Origin of the sequence: Pseudomonas sp. PS02288, assembly GCF_029959715.1 — a bacterium.
In the GTDB taxonomy this organism is placed as follows: domain Bacteria; phylum Pseudomonadota; class Gammaproteobacteria; order Pseudomonadales; family Pseudomonadaceae; genus Pseudomonas_O; species Pseudomonas_O kuykendallii.
Genome location: NZ_JASCPA010000006.1, coordinates 32,019 through 47,527 on the forward strand (window position 1 = coordinate 32,019; position 15,509 = coordinate 47,527).

Sequence of the window (15,509 nt, forward strand, 5' to 3'; positions counted from 1 at the left end):
GGCCGCCATTCTGCCAGAAGCCGCCGTGACGCGCGCCCGCAAGCCGGTCACGACAAAGCGCACGCGTACCAGCTGTTCCGTGTGTGCGGGCGGCAAAGGAGTGGTCAGCACCTGATTTCGCGCAACAGGGCCGGCGCTCAGCGGCACATCCGGTAGAGCCCCATGTCGACATGGAAATGGTCGTGATGGGCGGCGTTGTACTGCGGCCCGAGGGTGGTGTTGAAACTGCCGCAGGCGGCGTCGTGGACCAGGCGGAGGAAGCGCGCCGCGTCGTCATCGCCCTTCCAGTCGCGCGCCACGGTGATGCGCTGGCCATCACGCAGGCGGAAGCCGGCGATGTCGAAGGCATTCGCCGAGGCGTGCTGGCTGCGCCGCGTGCTGCCGGCGATGTTGCGGCAGGCGAAGCTGCCGAAGTGCTCGATGCGCGTCACCGGCTGGCCGAACACCGCCTGCGCGGCGGGCTGCAGGCCGTGCCGCTCGAACATCGCGTAGGCCACCGCCAGCGGACAGGTGGCGACAAAGGAGCCGCTGAAGGCCAGCTCCGAAGCCTGCACGCGCACAGCGTTCTCGATCGGACAACCGGACACCGGGCCATCGGCGACGGCGCTGTAACGCAGCGCGGAGCTTTGCAGCGCCTGTGCGCACAGCTCGCGGTCCTGCTGCAGGCGCATCAGCTTGAGCGGTGTCAGCAGGTTCGGCGCCAGGCGCACATCCAGCGGCGCCCAGGGATTCCACTGCGGTGGCACATCCCACCAGCCGCGCCAGATCGCCACGACCGGCGCGGCGAGGATCAGCACCAGCAGGAGGAATTTGCGCATCGGCTAACGAAAGGCCTCGTTGAGTTCGGCGAAGCTCAACCCGCGCGCGGCGTAGGCGAAGGTCCCGCTGTTGGCGATCTCCTGCGCCGCCTGGAAGAAGCCGCTGTAGGCCGCGCGCGCCAGCGACGAGCCGACGCTGATCCGCCGAACGCCGAGCCCGGCCAGCTCGTCGACGGACAAGGCGCTGCCCGACAGGCCCATCAGTACGTTCAGCGGCTTGGGCGCCACCGCGCGCACGGCGGCGGCGATGTCTTCGCGGCGGATGAGGCCGGGCGCGTAAAGCACATCGGCGCCGGCTTCGGCGTAAGCCTCCAGGCGGCGCAGGGTGTCGCGCAGGTCGTCGCGCCCGTGCAGCAGGTTCTCCGCCCGCGCGGTGAGCATGAAGGGGAAATCCAGGCCGCGTACCGCCTGCGCCGCCGCGCGCACGCGCTGCACGGCATCCTCGAACGGATGGATCGGCAGCGCCGCGTCGCCGCTGGCGTCCTCTATCGAGGCGCCGACCAGGCCGACCGCCGCGGCCCGGCGGATCGCCTCGGCGCAGCCCTCGGCGGTGGCGCTGAAACCGTTCTCCAGGTCGGCGCTGACCGGCAACGGCGTGGCCTCCACGATTCCGCGCGCATTCGCCAGGGTCTGCTCCAGGTCCAGCGCGCCCTCGCCGTCCGGGCGGCCGAGGGAAAACGCCAGGCCCGCGCTGGTGGTAGCCAAAGCCGGAAACCCCAATGCCGCGAGCAGCTTCGCCGAGCCGGCATCCCAGGGATTGGGGATGACGAACGCGCCGTCGCGCGCGTGCAGCGCCTTGAACGCCTGGCCGCGAGATGCCTGGGACGTCATCGAATAGCCCTCCGCAAAAAAACCCACCTTACCCTCAAAGCAGATCGAGCTGCGACGTGCGCAACTCCGGGAGCGCTTCCAGGCCGGGCAGGCGCCGGCGCAGTCGCTCGTGGAAGCGCTTGGCCTGCTCGCCGGCCAACCGGTTGTCCGGCGTGTGCAGGTAGATGTGCGGCGTCAGGCCCTGCTCGATCCACTCGGCGAGCTTCTCGACCCAGCGCGTCAGGTGCGCGTCGTTGGCGTCGAGATCCGGCCCGCCGATAAACCGCACCTGCGGCGAGGCGCTGAAGGACGTCGGCCGCACAGACGCCAGGCGCGGCTTGCGCCGCTGCGCATCGAGCACCGCCGGGTCGTCGCTGCGGCAGGCGAAGAGCGCGCGGGCGTCCAGGCAGATGCGCTCCACACCCCGATCGCGCAGCAGCCGATTGAGCGCCCGCTCGGCATCGCTGGCATCGAAGAACTGCGCATGCCGCACCTCGACCGCCAGCGAGCGCACGTCCAGTGCATCGATGAAATCGCCCAGCTCGGCCAGGCGCTGCGGCCCGAAGGCCGCCGGCAGTTGCAGCCAGAGCGGTTGCAGGCGCTCGCCCAGCGGCGCCATCAGCGCGAGGAAGCGCCGGGCGCTGGCCAGGTTGTCACGCAGGTCGCCCTCGTGGCTGATCTCCTTCGGCAGCTTGGCGCAGAAGCGGAAGTTCGCCGGCAGGGTCTGCGCCCAGCGGGCGACCTTGGCGGCATCCGGCCAGGCGTAAAAGGTCGTGTTGCCCTCAACGCTGTTGAACAGGTGGCAGTAATGGGCGAGGAAGTCTTCGGCGGCCGCCTCGCGCGGGAAAATCGAACCGCGCCAGGCGGCATCGTTCCAGGAAGGGCAACCGAGAAAGTACGGGAGCGGCACTAGGCGTAGAGGTCGAGGCCGAGGACTTCGTTGGCGTCCAGCTCGCTGGCGTAGCTGGCAGTAGTGCTGTAGCTGGCCAGGGCCTGGGCGGCGCGGCTGGTCACCGGACGTTCGTAGGTGTCGGTGTAGCGGACGATGGGCAGGCTGTCGTTGTTCGACTCGCGGACGGTCTTGCTCGGCTCGACCTGAAGCGGCTGCGCGACGCTCTCGAAGTCCTGGCTGGCGGCCGTCGAGGTGGGATCTTCCCGGCGCAGCTCATCCCCGCGCGAAACGTCGCGGTAGGGCGCGATCGCCGTTCCCTGCCGGGAGGAGCGATCCACTGTGTAGGGGGATGTATAACCGTCGATACGCATTGGATAACCTCAAGGTCGCGCCACTCTAATCGGTCGCCTGAAGGCTGGCAATCGTCGCCGGCACGGCGGCCGGGAGCGCGGATGAACGGCGCTCCACACCTGCTCCGACCGGGCCCGCGCAGGCCCCGTTCAGCCGCCCCGCCGAGCGGTTTCTAGAGCGGTGCCTTGGGCGTCGCCACGTTGTCGCGCAGATACACGGGCTGCGCCGCATCGGCTTCGACACCTTCGCCGCGCGCCCAGGCGAAACCGGCGAGCGCGAGCAGGTCTTCGGCGTGCGGCAACAGACTGGCGTCCAGTGCCTGCGGCGCCACCGGCAAGCGCGCCACGTACCCCCAACCCGTGCCCGCGCCGAACCAGTTGCCGGCGGCGTCGCGCGGCAGGCCGACGCGTTCAGGCGGCAGGACGGCCTCGGCGCCGAGCAGGCGCATCTCGCCAGCCTCCAGGCGATAGCAACCCCAGTACACCTCGTCCATGCGCGCGTCGATGGCCGCGGCGACCTGGGTGGCGGCGTGCTCGCGGTGAGCGCGCTGGGCAAGCACGGCGAGATCGGAGATCGGCAGCACCGGCCGCTCCAGGGCGAACGCCAGGCCCTGAACCACACCGATGGCGATACGCACGCCGGTGAAGGCACCAGGGCCCCGGCCGAACGCGATGGCGTCCAGCGCGCTCATGCCGATGCCGGCCTCGGCGAGGATCTCGCCGATCATCGGCAGCAGCCGCTGGGCATGCAGGCGCGGGATCACCTCGTGACGCACCAGCACCCGTTGCTCGTGGAGCAAGGCAACGGAACAGGCTTCGGTGGAGGTGTCCAGGGCCAGCAAGGTGGTCATCGGAGGGTCCGCAGTGAGGGAGGAAAAGGCCGCGCATTATAGCCGCAGCGTGCCGCTCGCAGCGGTGTGCGACACAAACGAAAACGGCCCGCGAGCGGGCCGTTCGGAACGCTCGATGGGTCAGCTCAGCGCGGCGAACACCTTGGCGGTGATGTCCTCGACCGAACCCACGCCCTGCACGGCGGTGTATTTCGGCGTGCCCTCGACGGCCGCGAGCTGCTGGTAGAAGTCCACCAGCGGTTTGGTCTGCGAGTGGTACACCGACAGGCGGTGGCGCACGGTCGCTTCCTTGTCGTCGTCACGCTGGATCAGCGCTTCGCCGGTGAGGTCGTCGACGTCCGCAACTTTCGGCGGGTTGTGCTCGATGTGATAGACGCGGCCGGAATCCGGGTGCACGCGGCGACCGGCGATGCGGCTGACGATTTCCTCGTCGTCGACGGCGATTTCCACCACGTAGTCGATCTTAACCCCGGCCTGCTTCAGCGCCTCGGCCTGCGGGATGGTCCGCGGGAAGCCGTCGAAGAGGAAGCCCTTGGCGCAGTCGGGCTGGGCGATGCGTTCCTTGACCAGGTTGATGATCAGGTCGTCGGACACCAGACCGCCGCTGTCCATCACGCTCTTGGCCTTGAGACCCAGCTCGGTGCCGGCCTTGACGGCCGCACGCAGCATGTCGCCGGTGGAAATTTGCGGGATGTCGAACTTCTCGGTGATGAAGCGAGCTTGAGTACCTTTGCCGGCACCGGGTGCCCCCAGCAGAATCACGCGCATCGCTTTGCTCCTCAAAGTAGTAAGTCGTCGGACCGGCCTCTTGGGGCCGATCTCTATACCGGTTGCGGCGGCAGCGCGGGCTACAGGGCCCGCCCAAAGGTTGACCAAGATACACAGCGCACCGAAGCGGCACAAGCCGCCCAAAGTCGGAGCCTTGACCGCCTTTCGCACGCCTGTGCCGGGCCCGGCGAGCGGTCGCGACGCACCCGGCGGACGGCCGTAAAAGCGACCACCTGGCGCTGAATTCCCCCTGCGTTCCGGCCCTCGGGCAACAGCACTAACCGGTGTTGCGCAGACCCGCGGCGATCCCTGCCACACTCACCAGTAGCGCCTGCTCCAGCGGTGCGTCGGGCTCCGCCGGGGATTGCCGCGAGCGCGCCAGCAGTTCGACCTGGAGCAGGTGCAGCGGGTCGAGATAGGCATCGCGCACGCTGATCGACTCCAGCGTCTCGGGACTGTGGCCAAGCAACTGGGACTGTCCGGTCAGGCCGAGCACCGCCGCGCAAGCCTGTGACAATAGGTCGCGCAGCTGCGCTCCGAGCGGGCGCAGCGAGGGTTCCACCAGGCGTTCGTCGTAGAGTCGGGCGATGTCGGCGTCGGCCTTGGCGAGGACCATTTCCAGCATGTCGATGCGGGTGCGGAAGAACGGCCAGGACTCGCGCATCTCGCGCAGCGTCTCGTCTTCGCCGCGCTCCAGGGCATTGCCCAGCGCGCGCTCCCAGCCCAGCCAGGCGGGCAGCATCAGGCGGGTCTGGGTCCAGGCGAATATCCACGGGATGGCCCGCAGGCTTTCGACGCCGCCCTGGCGACGCTTGGCCGGACGACTGCCCAGCGGCAGGCGACCGAGCTCCTGCTCCGGGGTCGCCTGGCCGAAATAATCGACGAACTGCGGGTTCTCGCGGACCACCGCGCGGTACGCGGCCACGCCATCGGCGGCAAGGCGATCCATCTGCTCGCGCCAGTGCGCCTGCGGCACGGGCGGCGGCAGCAATGTCGCCTCGAGAACGGCAGCCAGATAGAGGTTGAGGTTCTGCTCGGCGATCGCCGGAAGGCCGAACTTGAAGCGGATCATTTCGCCCTGCTCGGTGGTGCGGAAGCGCCCGTTCACCGAGCCCGGCGGCTGCGAGAGGATCGCCGCGTGCGCCGGGCCGCCGCCGCGCCCGACGGTGCCGCCACGGCCATGGAACAACAGAAGTTCGACCTGCTGCTCGCGGCATATTTCAACCAGCCGCTCCTGCGCGCGGTACTGCGCCCAGGCCGCCGCCGTGGTGCCGGCATCCTTGGCCGAATCCGAGTAGCCGATCATCACTTCCTGCGGCCCGCACAGGCGGGCGCGGTAGTCGGCGAGGCCCAGCAGTCGCTCGATCACCGGGCCGGCGTTGTCCAGGTCGGCGAGGGTCTCGAACAGCGGCACCACACGCAGCGCCCGGCGCAGGCCGGACTCCTTGAGCAGCAGTTGCACGGCGAGGATGTCCGAGGCGGCGCCGGCCATGGAGATGACGTAGGAGCCCAGCGATTCCGCCGGGGCCTGCGCGGCAACGCGGCAGGTGGCGAGCACTTCAGCGGTGTCTTCGCTGGCCTGGTAATCCGCCGGCAGCAGTGGCCGGGGATTCTTCAACTCCTCCTGCAGAAAGGCCAGGCGCCGCGCCTCGTCCCATTCGCCGTAGCGGCCCAGGCCGAGGTATTCGGTGATTTCGCCGAGCGCCGCGGCGTGCCGCGCAGCGTCCTGGCGCAGGTCCAGGCGGACCAGGAACAGGCCGAAGCTGGACACCCGGCGCAGGCAGTCGAGCAGCGCACCGTCGGCGATCATGCCCATGCCGCACTCATGCAGCGAGCGGTAGCACAGCTCCAGCGGCTCACGCAGTTCGTCGGTGTGCTGCAGCACCGCGGCACCGGGCGCCAGGGATTCGCGCAACGCCGACTGCGCCCAGCTGCGGGTCGCCCGCAGGCGTTCGCGCAGGGTCTTGAGCACCTGCCGATACGGCTCCGGGGTATCGCCGGCACGCGCGCGCAGTGCGTCGCTGGCCTGCTGCATGGACAGGTCGGCGGCAAGCCGGTCGACATCGCGCAGGTACAGGTCGGCGGCCATCCAGCGCGCCAGCAGCAACACTTCGCGGGACACGGCCGCGGTGACATTGGGGTTGCCGTCGCGGTCGCCGCCCATCCAGGAGGCGAAGCGGATCGGCGCGGCATCCAGCGGCAGCCGCTCTCCGCAGCAGTCCTGCAAGGTCCGATCGACGCCACGCAGCACGCGCGGCAGGGCGTGCCAGAGGGAATGCTCGATCACCGCGAAGCCCCACTTGGCCTCGTCCACCGGGGTCGGCCGGACGCGGCGGATTTCCTCGGTGTGCCAGGCCTCGGCGATCAGCCGCTGCAGGTTGTCGCGAACCTCGTCGCGCTCCGCCGCGCCGAGATCGTCGTGGTCCTGCACGGCGAGCTGGGCGGCCATGGCGTCGTACTTCTGGATCAGCGTGCGGCGCGCCACCTCGGTCGGGTGCGCGGTGAGCACCAGTTCGATCTCCAGGCCCGCCAACTGCTTCGCCAGGGCATCGCCGGCATGCCCGTCGCCACGCAGGCGCGCCAGCAGCTCGCCGAGCACGTGGATTTCGAACGGGGGCGCTTCATCGGCGCGGCGACGGCGGATGCGGTGGTACTGCTCGGCGATGTTGGCCAGGTTGAGGAACTGGTTGAACGCCCGCGCCACCGGCAGCAACTGGTCCTCGCGCAGCCCGTCGAGGGTCTCGCCCAGCTGCTGGGCGCCCTCCTCCGAGCCGCGCCGGGCAGCCTTGGCACCCTTGCGGATGCGCTCGATGCGTTCGAGGAAGTCCTCGCCGTGTTGCGCACGGATGGTGTCGCCCAGCAGTTCGCCGAGCAGATGAACGTCCTCGCGCAGTCGTGCGTCGATTTCCGCCATGCCGGTTCTCCTCCGATCGTTCGCGCCGGCGGTGGGCCGGCAATCAATCTGAACGAGCACGGGCGAAGTTGTTCAAAACCCATGAGCCCGCCATAGGGCGATCAAACCCAACCACCTGCTCCGGAGCGGTACATGCCGGGGAATGAGGTAACCATGAAGATTCGTGAACTGGCGAAACATTGGGAAGAGAACGCTAAGGGCCGACTGACCCGCGGCCAGTACAACATCAACCTGGACCTGGAATCCGCCGCACGCCTGGCGGCACTGTCGGAGATGTATCCCAAGCGCAACGTCGAGGAACTGCTCGCCGAACTGGTCGCCGCCTCGCTGGAAGAGCTCGAAGCCAGCCTGCCCTACGTGAAGGGCAACCAGGTCGTCGCCGTCGACGAACAGGGCGACCCGCTGTACGAAGACATCGGCCCCACCCCGCGCTTCTTGGCCCTGTCGCGTCGCTACCTGCAGGACCTCAGCGAAGAGCGCGAAAGCAGCAGTAACCACTGAGCGCAACTCCCCTCTGCCGTCTAAGCCGCCATCCAGAGCGGCTAGTCGGCGTTCGCCCGGCGTTTTCCGGGCATGTATCTGCTGACCATTCGGTCAGGGAAAACAGTTGGAACATTTGTCCGTTGCCACCAGTCGGAAAAGTATGTCGCCGCTGTCCCGGACGCCGCACAAGCCCCTTCGAGCCCGTGCCGGACCGTCCGGAGACAACGGCGAGATCACGGAATAAACGATCGTACGGAAATCCGGGAGGCACTTCTTATGAACTCAGGTAACGCCAAATCCGCTTCGTCCAGAAGCGGCTTCACGCTCGCCGCGCTGGCCCTCGGCAGCACCCTATTGCTCGCGGGCTGCGCCGGCAATCCGCCCACCGAACAGTTCGCCGTCAGCAACACCGTGCTGAAGAGCGCAACCGTGGCGGGCGCCACGGAGTACGCACCGGTCGAGCTGCGCACCGCGCAGGAAAAGATGGCCCGCGCCGAATCCCTGGCGAAGGAAAAAGACTACGAGCAGGCCCGTCGGCTCGCCGAACAGGCTGAATGGGACGCCCGCGTAGCCGAACGCAAGGCGCTCGCCGCGAAGGCCGAGAAGGCCTACCAGGACTCGCAGCAGGGTGTGCAAGACCTGCGCGAAGAAGGCCAACGCAGCACCATCATCGTCAAGTGATGGCCCGGCAGACGAACTCGAAAAGGATGACTCGTTATGCGTAAGACACTGTTGATACCTGCCCTTTCGGCGCTGACCCTGGCCCTCGCCGGTTGCGCCTCGAAACCCAACCCGAACCTCGACCAGGCCCGCGCCAGCTACAACCAGCTGCAGACCAATCCCCAGGCCGCCATGCTGGCGCCGGTCGAGACAAAGGAAGCCGCGGACATGCTCAGCCGCGCCGAACTGGCCTATTCCGGTGACAACGACCAGAAGACCGTCGACCAGTTGGCCTACCTCACCAACCAGCGCGTGGTCGTGGCGGAGGAAACCATCCGCATGAAGACGGCCGAGAAGAACCTCGCCGGCGCCGCCGCGCAACGCACCCAGGCTCGCCTGGACGCGCGTACCGCGCAGGTGGATTCGCTGCTCGGTACCTTGAAGCCGCAGCCCACGCCGCGCGGCGACATGATCACCCTGGGCGATGTGCTGTTCGAGGTCGACCGGGCTGAGCTTAAGCCGGCGGGTATGCGCCAGCTCTACAAACTGGGCGACTACTTGAAGAAGAACCCCGAGCGCCAGGTGGTGGTCGAGGGCTTCACCGACAGCACCGGCACCGCCTCGCATAACCTGGAGCTGTCGCAGCGCCGCGCCGATTCGGTGAAAACCGCACTGGCCAGCATGGGCATCGCGCCGCAGCGCATCACCACCCAGGGTTATGGCGAGAGCAGCCCGGTGGCGAGCAACGACACGCCGGATTCGCGCGTGCTCAATCGCCGCGTCGAGATCACCATCTCGCCGGATGCCCAGCCGGTCGCACCCCGGGTAATCACCCAGTAAGCGACCCGACCGCAAGACATGAACCCCGCCTCGGCGGGGTTTTTCTTTCGCAGGGCTCGCCATGCGCACCGCAATCCCCATTCGGGAGCCATTGGTGCGCGCGGCGCACCCTACGTAAACCGCGGCACGCAGAAACCTCGATGGCCTTTTGTGGGGGCTCCATGTGCACCGCAATCCCACTGGGAACCCCAACGGTGCGCACAGCGCACTCTACGTAGACCACGGCACGCAGAAACGTCGATGGCCTTTCGTAGGGTGCGCCATGCGCACCACAACCCCCACCCGTGAGCCATTGGCGCGCGCGGCGCAGCCTACGAAGGCGGCTCGGCAGGGCAGCCAATTCGCATGCATAAAAAAGCCCCGCTTTCGCGGGGCTCTCGATACAGCGGTGACGGGTCGGCTTACATCATGCCGCCCATGCCACCCATGCCGCCCATGTCCGGCATACCGCCGGCAGCAGGCTTGTCTTCAGCCACTTCGGCGATCATCGCTTCGGTGGTGATCATCAGGCTGCCGATGGAGGTGGCGGCTTGCAGCGCGGTACGGGTCACCTTGGCCGGATCGAGGATACCCATCTCGATCATGTCGCCGTAGGTGTCGGTCGCGGCGTTGAAGCCGAAGTTGCCCGAACCCTGCTTGACCTTGTCGACCACCACGCTCGGCTCACCACCGGCGTTGGCAACGATCTGGCGCAGCGGGGACTCGACGGCGCGACGCAGCAGCGCGATACCGACGTTCTGGTCTTCGTTATCGCCCTTCAGCTCGGAGATGGCCTGCAGAGCGCGCACCAGGGCAACGCCACCGCCAGGCACCACGCCTTCTTCGACCGCCGCACGGGTGGCGTGCAGGGCGTCTTCGACGCGGGCTTTCTTCTCTTTCATCTCGACTTCGGTGCCGGCACCGACCTTGATCACGGCAACACCGCCGGCCAGCTTGGCCAGACGCTCTTGCAGTTTTTCACGGTCGTAGTCGGAGGAGGTTTCCTCGACCTGCTTGCGGATCTGCGCAACGCGGGATTCGATGTCGCCTTGCTGGCCGGCGCCGTCGATGATGGTGGTGTTTTCCTTGTTCAGCACGACGCGCTTGGCGTTACCCAGGTGTTCCAGGGTGGCGCTTTCCAGGCTCAGGCCGACTTCTTCGGAAATCACGGTACCGCCAGTCAGGATGGCGATGTCCTGCAGCATGGCCTTGCGACGGTCGCCGAAGCCCGGAGCCTTGACGGCCGCGACCTTGACGATGCCGCGCATGTTGTTGACGACCAGGGTAGCCAGGGCTTCGCCTTCGACGTCTTCGGCAACGATCAGCAGCGGACGGCCGGCTTTGGCGACAGCTTCCAGCACCGGCAGCATTTCGCGGATGTTGGAGATCTTCTTGTCGACCAGCAGGATCAGCGGGCCGTCGAGTTCGGCGACCATGGTGTCCGGCTTGTTGATGAAGTAGGGGGACAGGTAGCCGCGGTCGAACTGCATGCCTTCGACGACGGACAGCTCGTTCTCCAGGCCCGAACCTTCTTCGACGGTGATCACGCCTTCTTTACCGACCTTTTCCATGGCTTCGGCAATGATGTCGCCGATCGAGGAGTCGGAGTTGGCGGAGATGGTGCCGACCTGGGCGATGGCCTTGGAATCGGCGCACGGCTTGGCCAGGTTCTTCAGCTCGGCGACGATGGCGATGGTCGCCTTGTCGATGCCGCGCTTGAGGTCCATCGGGTTCATGCCGGCAGCGACGGCTTTCAGGCCTTCGTTGACGATGGCCTGGGCCAGAACGGTGGCGGTGGTGGTGCCGTCACCCGCGGCATCGTTGGCCTTGGACGCGACGTCCTTGACCAGCTGCGCGCCCATGTTCTCGAACTTGTCCTTGAGTTCGATTTCCTTGGCGACGGAAACGCCGTCCTTGGTGATGGTCGGAGCGCCGAAGCTCTTTTCCAGAACCACGTTGCGGCCTTTCGGGCCGAGGGTGGCTTTGACGGCATCGGCCAGCACGTTCACGCCGACCAGCATTTTCTTGCGAGCGGAATCGCCGAATTTGACTTCTTTAGCAGCCATGGTGATTGATCCTCAATTCTTCAATTAGTGACGGGATTCGCGGGGAATCAGGCTTCGATGACGGCGAGGATTTCGTTCTCGCTCATCACCAGCAGGTCTTCGCCGTCGACTTTCACGGTGTTGCTGCCGGAGTAAGGGCCAAACACCACTTTGTCGCCGACTTTGACGGCCAGGGCGCGCACTTCACCGTTTTCCAGCACTTTGCCGGCGCCAACAGCGACGATTTCGCCGCGGTTCGGTTTTTCGGCAGCGGAACCCGGCAGCACGATGCCGCCTGCGGTTTTGGTTTCTTCTTCGCTGCGACGAATGACGACGCGGTCATGCAGGGGACGAAGCTTCATTGTCGATCTCTCCCAATTGAGTGTTTTCCGGCGCCGGCTCGATGCCGGCGGGTTAAATCCGGCGGTGCCGGTTGCGGCCCGCAGAGCGGACCGCAGAAGACAGCCTGTCGACGTGACAGGGACCTTGCGGTGTCCGCTAGATGCGGGCGTACAAGCGCATTTCAAGGGTCGCGCGCAAAAAAATTTCGTTATCGCGGCGCAGAGGGGCTGGCATACGAACGCATCCGATCACTGATCGCGGCGTTCGTACTCGCCCTCGATGACATTGGGTCGGGCCGCGTCAGGTCGGGCCGCGTCAGGCCGCGCCGCGCCGCCCGCCGGGTCATCGGAGAACGCGCGCTGGCGCTGCACCTGCGCCTCGATCCGGCGCCCGACGGCCCGCAGGATCATGGCGCGGGTGAAGGGGACGATGAACAGCAGGCCTATGATGTCGCTGAGAAAACCCGGCAGTATTAGCAAGGCACCGCCCAGGGCGACCATCAGCCCCTCGAGCATTTCCTTTTCGGGCAACTCGCCGCGCGCCAGGCGCTCCCGCGCTCGCCAGGCGGTGGCTACACCGGCGACGCGCAGGAGCAGGCCGCCGAGCAGCGCACTGCCCACCAGCAACAGCAGCGTGGGCAGAACGCCGATGGCGCCGCCGACCTTGATCAGCAGCGCCAGCTCGACAACCGGGAACAACAGAAACAGAAAGAAGAAAACGCGCATCGTGGAATCCTTGGCGGAAGAACGGCTTCCGAGGGTATGAGATGACGGTGGGCAGCCGGCATTTCAAGGCCGGCAGGATAGCGACTGTTACCGGATTATTCGTCGCCGGGACCTTCCGGGAACGGCCAGGCGTCGGCACGGGCCAGCGCGACCAGCGCCTGGCGCACCTCGCCGGGGTCGCTGCAGGGCTCTGCGAACGGCAGCCAGTGCAGCGCCGCACCGATGCGCAGGTGAAAGCCTTCGCTGTCGATGCCGACCATCTGTGCCGGTTCGTTGCCCGGCAGGCCGGCCAGCCGGACGTAGTGGGCGATGGCATCGGGGTGATCGTCGTTCATGTGTTCGACCATCGAGGTTTCGCTGGCGCCGGCGAAGGGGTTGGCGAGCTCGACCCGGTCCAGCCAGTGGATCGCACCGAAGCCGCCAATGTAGCGCCAGCGCACCGGCTGCAGCACCCAGAAGTCGAAGTCGTGGGCCAGGTGATAGTCCTGCGAGGCGGGAAAGTAGCGATAGAACCGCCGGGCCGCCGCTTCGATCTCTCCAGCGCCCTGCAACGGGCTGGCCTCGGCGAGCAGGGTCAGGCGCCCCGCCGCCTGCACGTCCTGCGCGCCACGCTCGCCCACCAGCAGCGAGCACTTCCCGTCGGCCTTGAGGTTGTGGGTATGCTGGGCGATGCGGCTGATGAGGATCAGCGGCCGGCCCGAGGCGTCGAGACAGAACGGCGCCACCGAGCCGAACGGAAAGCCGGGCATGGCCCTGGACTGGGTGGAAAGCACGCCGCGGTACTCCCGCAGCAGCAACCGGCGTGCATGCTGGCTCGATCGAACGCTCACCCAATGACTCCTTGGACGATTCCGTTGAGAATGGACGGGCTCAGCATAACGGGTTCGCCGTGGCGGCGACGACAACAACAATCAGCAGGGGATTCACGATGCAACTCAAGGACAAGGTCATCATCATCACCGGCGGCGGCCAGGGTCTCGGCCGCGCCATGGGCGAATACCTGGCGGCGAAGGGCGCACGCCTGGCGCTGGTCGATCTCAACCAGGAGAAACTCGACGAGGCCGTCGCCGCCTGCAAGGCCGCCGGGGGCGAGGCGAAAGCCTACCTGTGCAACGTTGCCAACGAAGAGCAGGTGACTCATCTGGTGAGCCAGGTGGCCGACGACTTCGGCGCGATCAACGGGCTGGTGAACAACGCGGGAATCCTGCGCGACGGGCTGACCATCAAGGTCAAGGACGGCGAGCTGACCAAGCTGAGCCTGGCGCAGTGGCAGTCGGTGATCGACGTCAACCTGACCGGCGTGTTCCTTTGCACCCGCGAGGTCGCGGCGAAGATGATCGAGCTGAAGAACGAAGGCGCGATCGTCAACATCTCCTCGATCTCCCGCGCCGGCAACATGGGCCAGGCCAACTACTCGGCGGCCAAGGCCGGGGTCGCGGCGGACACCGTGGTCTGGGCGAAGGAACTGGCGCGCTACGGCATCCGCGTGGCGGGCGTGGCGCCGGGCTTCATCGAGACCGACATGGTGGCGAGCATGAAACCCGAAGCGCTGGAGAAGATGACCTCGGGCATCCCGCTCAAGCGCCTCGGCAAGCCGGTTGAGATCGCCCACTCGGTGGCCTATATCTTCGAGAACGACTACTACACGGGGAGAGTGCTGGAACTCGACGGCGGCCTCCGCCTCTAGTTGGGTTTCGATCTCGGCGTTGAATGCCGGTTCAAGATGCTCATTTACAGGCGTAAATTCCGCTCTCTCGCCGGCATTCGCCTTGCCTGGCCTTAGCTCGCAAGATCGAGACCAGACATCGCCAAGAGCGCCGAAATGAAAAAGCCCCGCGATGCGGGGCTTTTTTCTTGCGAGCGGGGCTTTTACCAACCCACGCCGAAACCTACGGTGTAGCGGGTTTCGTTCAGCTCGCCATCGGAGTTGCCGCTGACGATGTCCTTCTCGGCCTTGAGGTTGAGCGAGGCCCAGTCGGTGACCTTGTAGCGCAGCCCGGCTTCGGAATCCAGGGCGTACTCGGCGACGCCGGACAGGGGTTTGCCGATCTCGCCATTGGTGAAGATTTCCACCGTCTTGCCGATCAGGTAGCGGTTGTATTCCCACTTCAGCGCCAGCGAGTAGAAGTTGTCCTTGTTGCCGTTGCTGTATTCGTAGTCGGTGCGGTTGACCAGCGAGGTGAGCGAGAAGGCGCCCAGTTCGTTGTCCCAGAACTGGTAACCCGGACCGGTACCCAGCGTGCGCTGGCGCGCGAGGTCCTCGATCTTGTCGTTCTTGTAGTCGACACGGCCCTGCCAGAACCACTGTTCGGTGAAGAAGCGGTCGAGCGCGTACTCCAGCTGATAGTTGTTGGTGGTGGTGACGCCGTCGCTGCTTTCGCGGTTGTACTCGCCGTCGCCGTTATGCCGCCACAGGCCGTGCCTGGCCTTGGTCTTGAAGGCCACGTTGTAGTCGTCGGTGTCGGTGTCCGCGCGCTTGTAGTCCAGTGCCAGGTCGATGTTGCCGCTCCAGGTGAAGTCCTGGATCAGTGGCTTGGGCTGAATCATCTGCTGGATGCTCGCCAGCTCGATGGTCTTCGGAGCCTCGGCGCTCCCCAGCACCACCTTGCCGTCGTCGCCCTTGTGCAGGGAGTTGGCCAGTTGCGGGTCCTCGAAGTCGTCCTGGCGAACCAGCATCGGGGTCTCGCTCTCCAGCGTGGCGACCTTCTTCCAATCCAGCGGGATGGAGCCGCCGTAGTCCGTGTCCAGCATCAGCTTGCCGCCATCCAGCACCTTGACCTTGCCGGTCAGGCGATCGCCGTTCTTCAACCATACGGTGTCGGCGAACGCCGAGGTGGTGACACAGCCCAGGGTCAGGCACAGCAGGTTTCTCAACAACATAGGCGTAGGTCTGCTTCCAGGGTTCGGGTAAGTCCGGGCATTATCCGGACGCACGGCAACTGAGCAACCAGACACACAGGCGGAGGGCAAGTTCAATGCAGGCTGCATGGCCCGTTTCAGGCGCTTCGGCGCCGTCCATGGCGGCGACGGGC

At 66.6% G+C, this 15,509-nt stretch carries 16 protein-coding genes; 4 read left to right on the plus strand and 12 right to left on the minus strand.

Annotated elements, in window-relative coordinates; all coding sequences use genetic code 11:
• Positions 1 to 137: 137 nt before the first annotated feature.
• From QMX85_RS04430 to ppc, 7 genes are all read right to left on the minus strand, one after another.
• A complete protein-coding gene (locus QMX85_RS04430; protein WP_282338989.1) occupies positions 138 to 818 on the minus strand; it encodes an extensin family protein in 681 nt (226 codons plus the stop codon).
• Positions 819 to 821: 3 nt separating this feature from the next.
• The gene (locus QMX85_RS04435) at positions 822 to 1,649 is read right to left on the minus strand and encodes an isocitrate lyase/phosphoenolpyruvate mutase family protein (RefSeq protein ID WP_282338990.1); all 828 of its coding nucleotides are present in this window, start codon (positions 1,647 to 1,649) and stop codon (positions 822 to 824) included.
• A gap of 34 nt (positions 1,650 to 1,683) precedes the next feature.
• Positions 1,684 to 2,538 (minus strand): DUF72 domain-containing protein, encoded by an 855-nt coding sequence (locus QMX85_RS04440; protein WP_282338991.1) that lies wholly within the window; start codon positions 2,536 to 2,538, stop codon positions 1,684 to 1,686.
• Positions 2,538 to 2,891, minus strand: a complete 354-nt coding sequence (locus QMX85_RS04445) for a hypothetical protein (RefSeq protein ID WP_282338992.1) — start codon at positions 2,889 to 2,891, stop codon at positions 2,538 to 2,540. Before QMX85_RS04445 ends, QMX85_RS04440 begins: the two co-directional genes overlap by 1 nt.
• Positions 2,892 to 3,043: 152 nt before the next feature.
• A complete protein-coding gene (tsaB, locus tag QMX85_RS04450; protein WP_090228810.1) occupies positions 3,044 to 3,721 on the minus strand; it encodes a tRNA (adenosine(37)-N6)-threonylcarbamoyltransferase complex dimerization subunit type 1 TsaB in 678 nt (225 codons plus the stop codon).
• A 120-nt stretch (positions 3,722 to 3,841) separates the two neighbouring features.
• Positions 3,842 to 4,489 (minus strand): adenylate kinase, encoded by a 648-nt coding sequence (gene adk, locus QMX85_RS04455; RefSeq protein ID WP_282338993.1) that lies wholly within the window; start codon positions 4,487 to 4,489, stop codon positions 3,842 to 3,844.
• A gap of 277 nt (positions 4,490 to 4,766) precedes the next feature.
• Positions 4,767 to 7,403 carry a phosphoenolpyruvate carboxylase gene (gene ppc / locus QMX85_RS04460; RefSeq protein ID WP_282338994.1) on the minus strand — a complete coding sequence of 879 codons (2,637 nt, stop codon included), beginning with the start codon at positions 7,401 to 7,403 and terminating at the stop codon, positions 4,767 to 4,769.
• Positions 7,404 to 7,556: 153 nt separating this feature from the next.
• Here ppc and QMX85_RS04465 point away from each other — a divergent pair, with 153 nt between their 5' ends.
• From QMX85_RS04465 to QMX85_RS04475, 3 genes are all read left to right on the plus strand, one after another.
• On the plus strand, positions 7,557 to 7,904 hold the full coding sequence (locus QMX85_RS04465) for a pilin assembly protein (protein WP_090228818.1): 348 nt from the start codon (positions 7,557 to 7,559) through the stop codon (positions 7,902 to 7,904).
• A 258-nt stretch (positions 7,905 to 8,162) separates the two neighbouring features.
• Positions 8,163 to 8,567 (plus strand): DUF4398 domain-containing protein, encoded by a 405-nt coding sequence (locus QMX85_RS04470; protein WP_090228820.1) that lies wholly within the window; start codon positions 8,163 to 8,165, stop codon positions 8,565 to 8,567.
• 36 nt (positions 8,568 to 8,603) lie between these two features.
• Positions 8,604 to 9,386: an OmpA family protein gene (locus QMX85_RS04475; RefSeq protein WP_282338995.1), complete on the plus strand. Its 783-nt coding sequence runs from the start codon at positions 8,604 to 8,606 to the stop codon at positions 9,384 to 9,386.
• A gap of 401 nt (positions 9,387 to 9,787) precedes the next feature.
• Here QMX85_RS04475 and groL read toward each other — a convergent pair whose 3' ends face one another.
• The 4 genes from groL to QMX85_RS04495 all read right to left on the minus strand — a co-directional run bounded on the left by groL (position 9,788) and on the right by QMX85_RS04495 (position 13,307).
• Positions 9,788 to 11,431: a chaperonin GroEL gene (gene groL / locus QMX85_RS04480; protein WP_282338996.1), complete on the minus strand. Its 1,644-nt coding sequence runs from the start codon at positions 11,429 to 11,431 to the stop codon at positions 9,788 to 9,790.
• Positions 11,432 to 11,478: 47 nt separating this feature from the next.
• Positions 11,479 to 11,772, minus strand: a complete 294-nt coding sequence (locus QMX85_RS04485; protein WP_273233547.1) for a co-chaperone GroES — start codon at positions 11,770 to 11,772, stop codon at positions 11,479 to 11,481.
• Between the two features lie 228 nt (positions 11,773 to 12,000).
• On the minus strand, positions 12,001 to 12,477 hold the full coding sequence (locus QMX85_RS04490) for an FxsA family protein (RefSeq protein ID WP_282338998.1): 477 nt from the start codon (positions 12,475 to 12,477) through the stop codon (positions 12,001 to 12,003).
• A 95-nt stretch (positions 12,478 to 12,572) separates the two neighbouring features.
• Entirely contained in the window at positions 12,573 to 13,307 is a 735-nt protein-coding gene (locus tag QMX85_RS04495; RefSeq protein ID WP_282338999.1) for a DUF2470 domain-containing protein, read from the minus strand.
• A 98-nt stretch (positions 13,308 to 13,405) separates the two neighbouring features.
• Between QMX85_RS04495 and QMX85_RS04500 the strand changes: the two genes are divergently transcribed.
• The gene (locus QMX85_RS04500; protein WP_090228836.1) at positions 13,406 to 14,164 is read left to right on the plus strand and encodes an SDR family oxidoreductase; all 759 of its coding nucleotides are present in this window, start codon (positions 13,406 to 13,408) and stop codon (positions 14,162 to 14,164) included.
• Between the two features lie 182 nt (positions 14,165 to 14,346).
• Here QMX85_RS04500 and QMX85_RS04505 read toward each other — a convergent pair whose 3' ends face one another.
• Positions 14,347 to 15,357: a DUF481 domain-containing protein gene (locus QMX85_RS04505; RefSeq protein WP_282339000.1), complete on the minus strand. Its 1,011-nt coding sequence runs from the start codon at positions 15,355 to 15,357 to the stop codon at positions 14,347 to 14,349.
• Positions 15,358 to 15,509: the final 152 nt, after the last annotated feature.

What these genes read in the sequence shown, in the direction of transcription:
- QMX85_RS04445 (WP_282338992.1), bottom strand. Translation starts at nt 2,891, where the DNA reads ATGCGTATCGACGGTTATACATCCCCCTACACAGTGGATCGCTCCTCC.
- QMX85_RS04500 (WP_090228836.1), top strand. Translation starts at nt 13,406, where the DNA reads ATGCAACTCAAGGACAAGGTCATCATCATCACCGGCGGCGGCCAGGGT.
- QMX85_RS04470 (WP_090228820.1), top strand. Translation starts at nt 8,163, where the DNA reads ATGAACTCAGGTAACGCCAAATCCGCTTCGTCCAGAAGCGGCTTCACG.
- QMX85_RS04490 (WP_282338998.1), bottom strand. Translation starts at nt 12,477, where the DNA reads ATGCGCGTTTTCTTCTTTCTGTTTCTGTTGTTCCCGGTTGTCGAGCTG.
- ppc (WP_282338994.1), bottom strand. Translation starts at nt 7,403, where the DNA reads ATGGCGGAAATCGACGCACGACTGCGCGAGGACGTTCATCTGCTCGGC.
- adk (WP_282338993.1), bottom strand. Translation starts at nt 4,489, where the DNA reads ATGCGCGTGATTCTGCTGGGGGCACCCGGTGCCGGCAAAGGTACTCAA.
- QMX85_RS04435 (WP_282338990.1), bottom strand. Translation starts at nt 1,649, where the DNA reads ATGACGTCCCAGGCATCTCGCGGCCAGGCGTTCAAGGCGCTGCACGCG.
- QMX85_RS04465 (WP_090228818.1), top strand. Translation starts at nt 7,557, where the DNA reads ATGAAGATTCGTGAACTGGCGAAACATTGGGAAGAGAACGCTAAGGGC.
- groL (WP_282338996.1), bottom strand. Translation starts at nt 11,431, where the DNA reads ATGGCTGCTAAAGAAGTCAAATTCGGCGATTCCGCTCGCAAGAAAATG.
- QMX85_RS04430 (WP_282338989.1), bottom strand. Translation starts at nt 818, where the DNA reads ATGCGCAAATTCCTCCTGCTGGTGCTGATCCTCGCCGCGCCGGTCGTG.
- tsaB (WP_090228810.1), bottom strand. Translation starts at nt 3,721, where the DNA reads ATGACCACCTTGCTGGCCCTGGACACCTCCACCGAAGCCTGTTCCGTT.
- QMX85_RS04475 (WP_282338995.1), top strand. Translation starts at nt 8,604, where the DNA reads ATGCGTAAGACACTGTTGATACCTGCCCTTTCGGCGCTGACCCTGGCC.
- QMX85_RS04505 (WP_282339000.1), bottom strand. Translation starts at nt 15,357, where the DNA reads ATGTTGTTGAGAAACCTGCTGTGCCTGACCCTGGGCTGTGTCACCACC.
- QMX85_RS04485 (WP_273233547.1), bottom strand. Translation starts at nt 11,772, where the DNA reads ATGAAGCTTCGTCCCCTGCATGACCGCGTCGTCATTCGTCGCAGCGAA.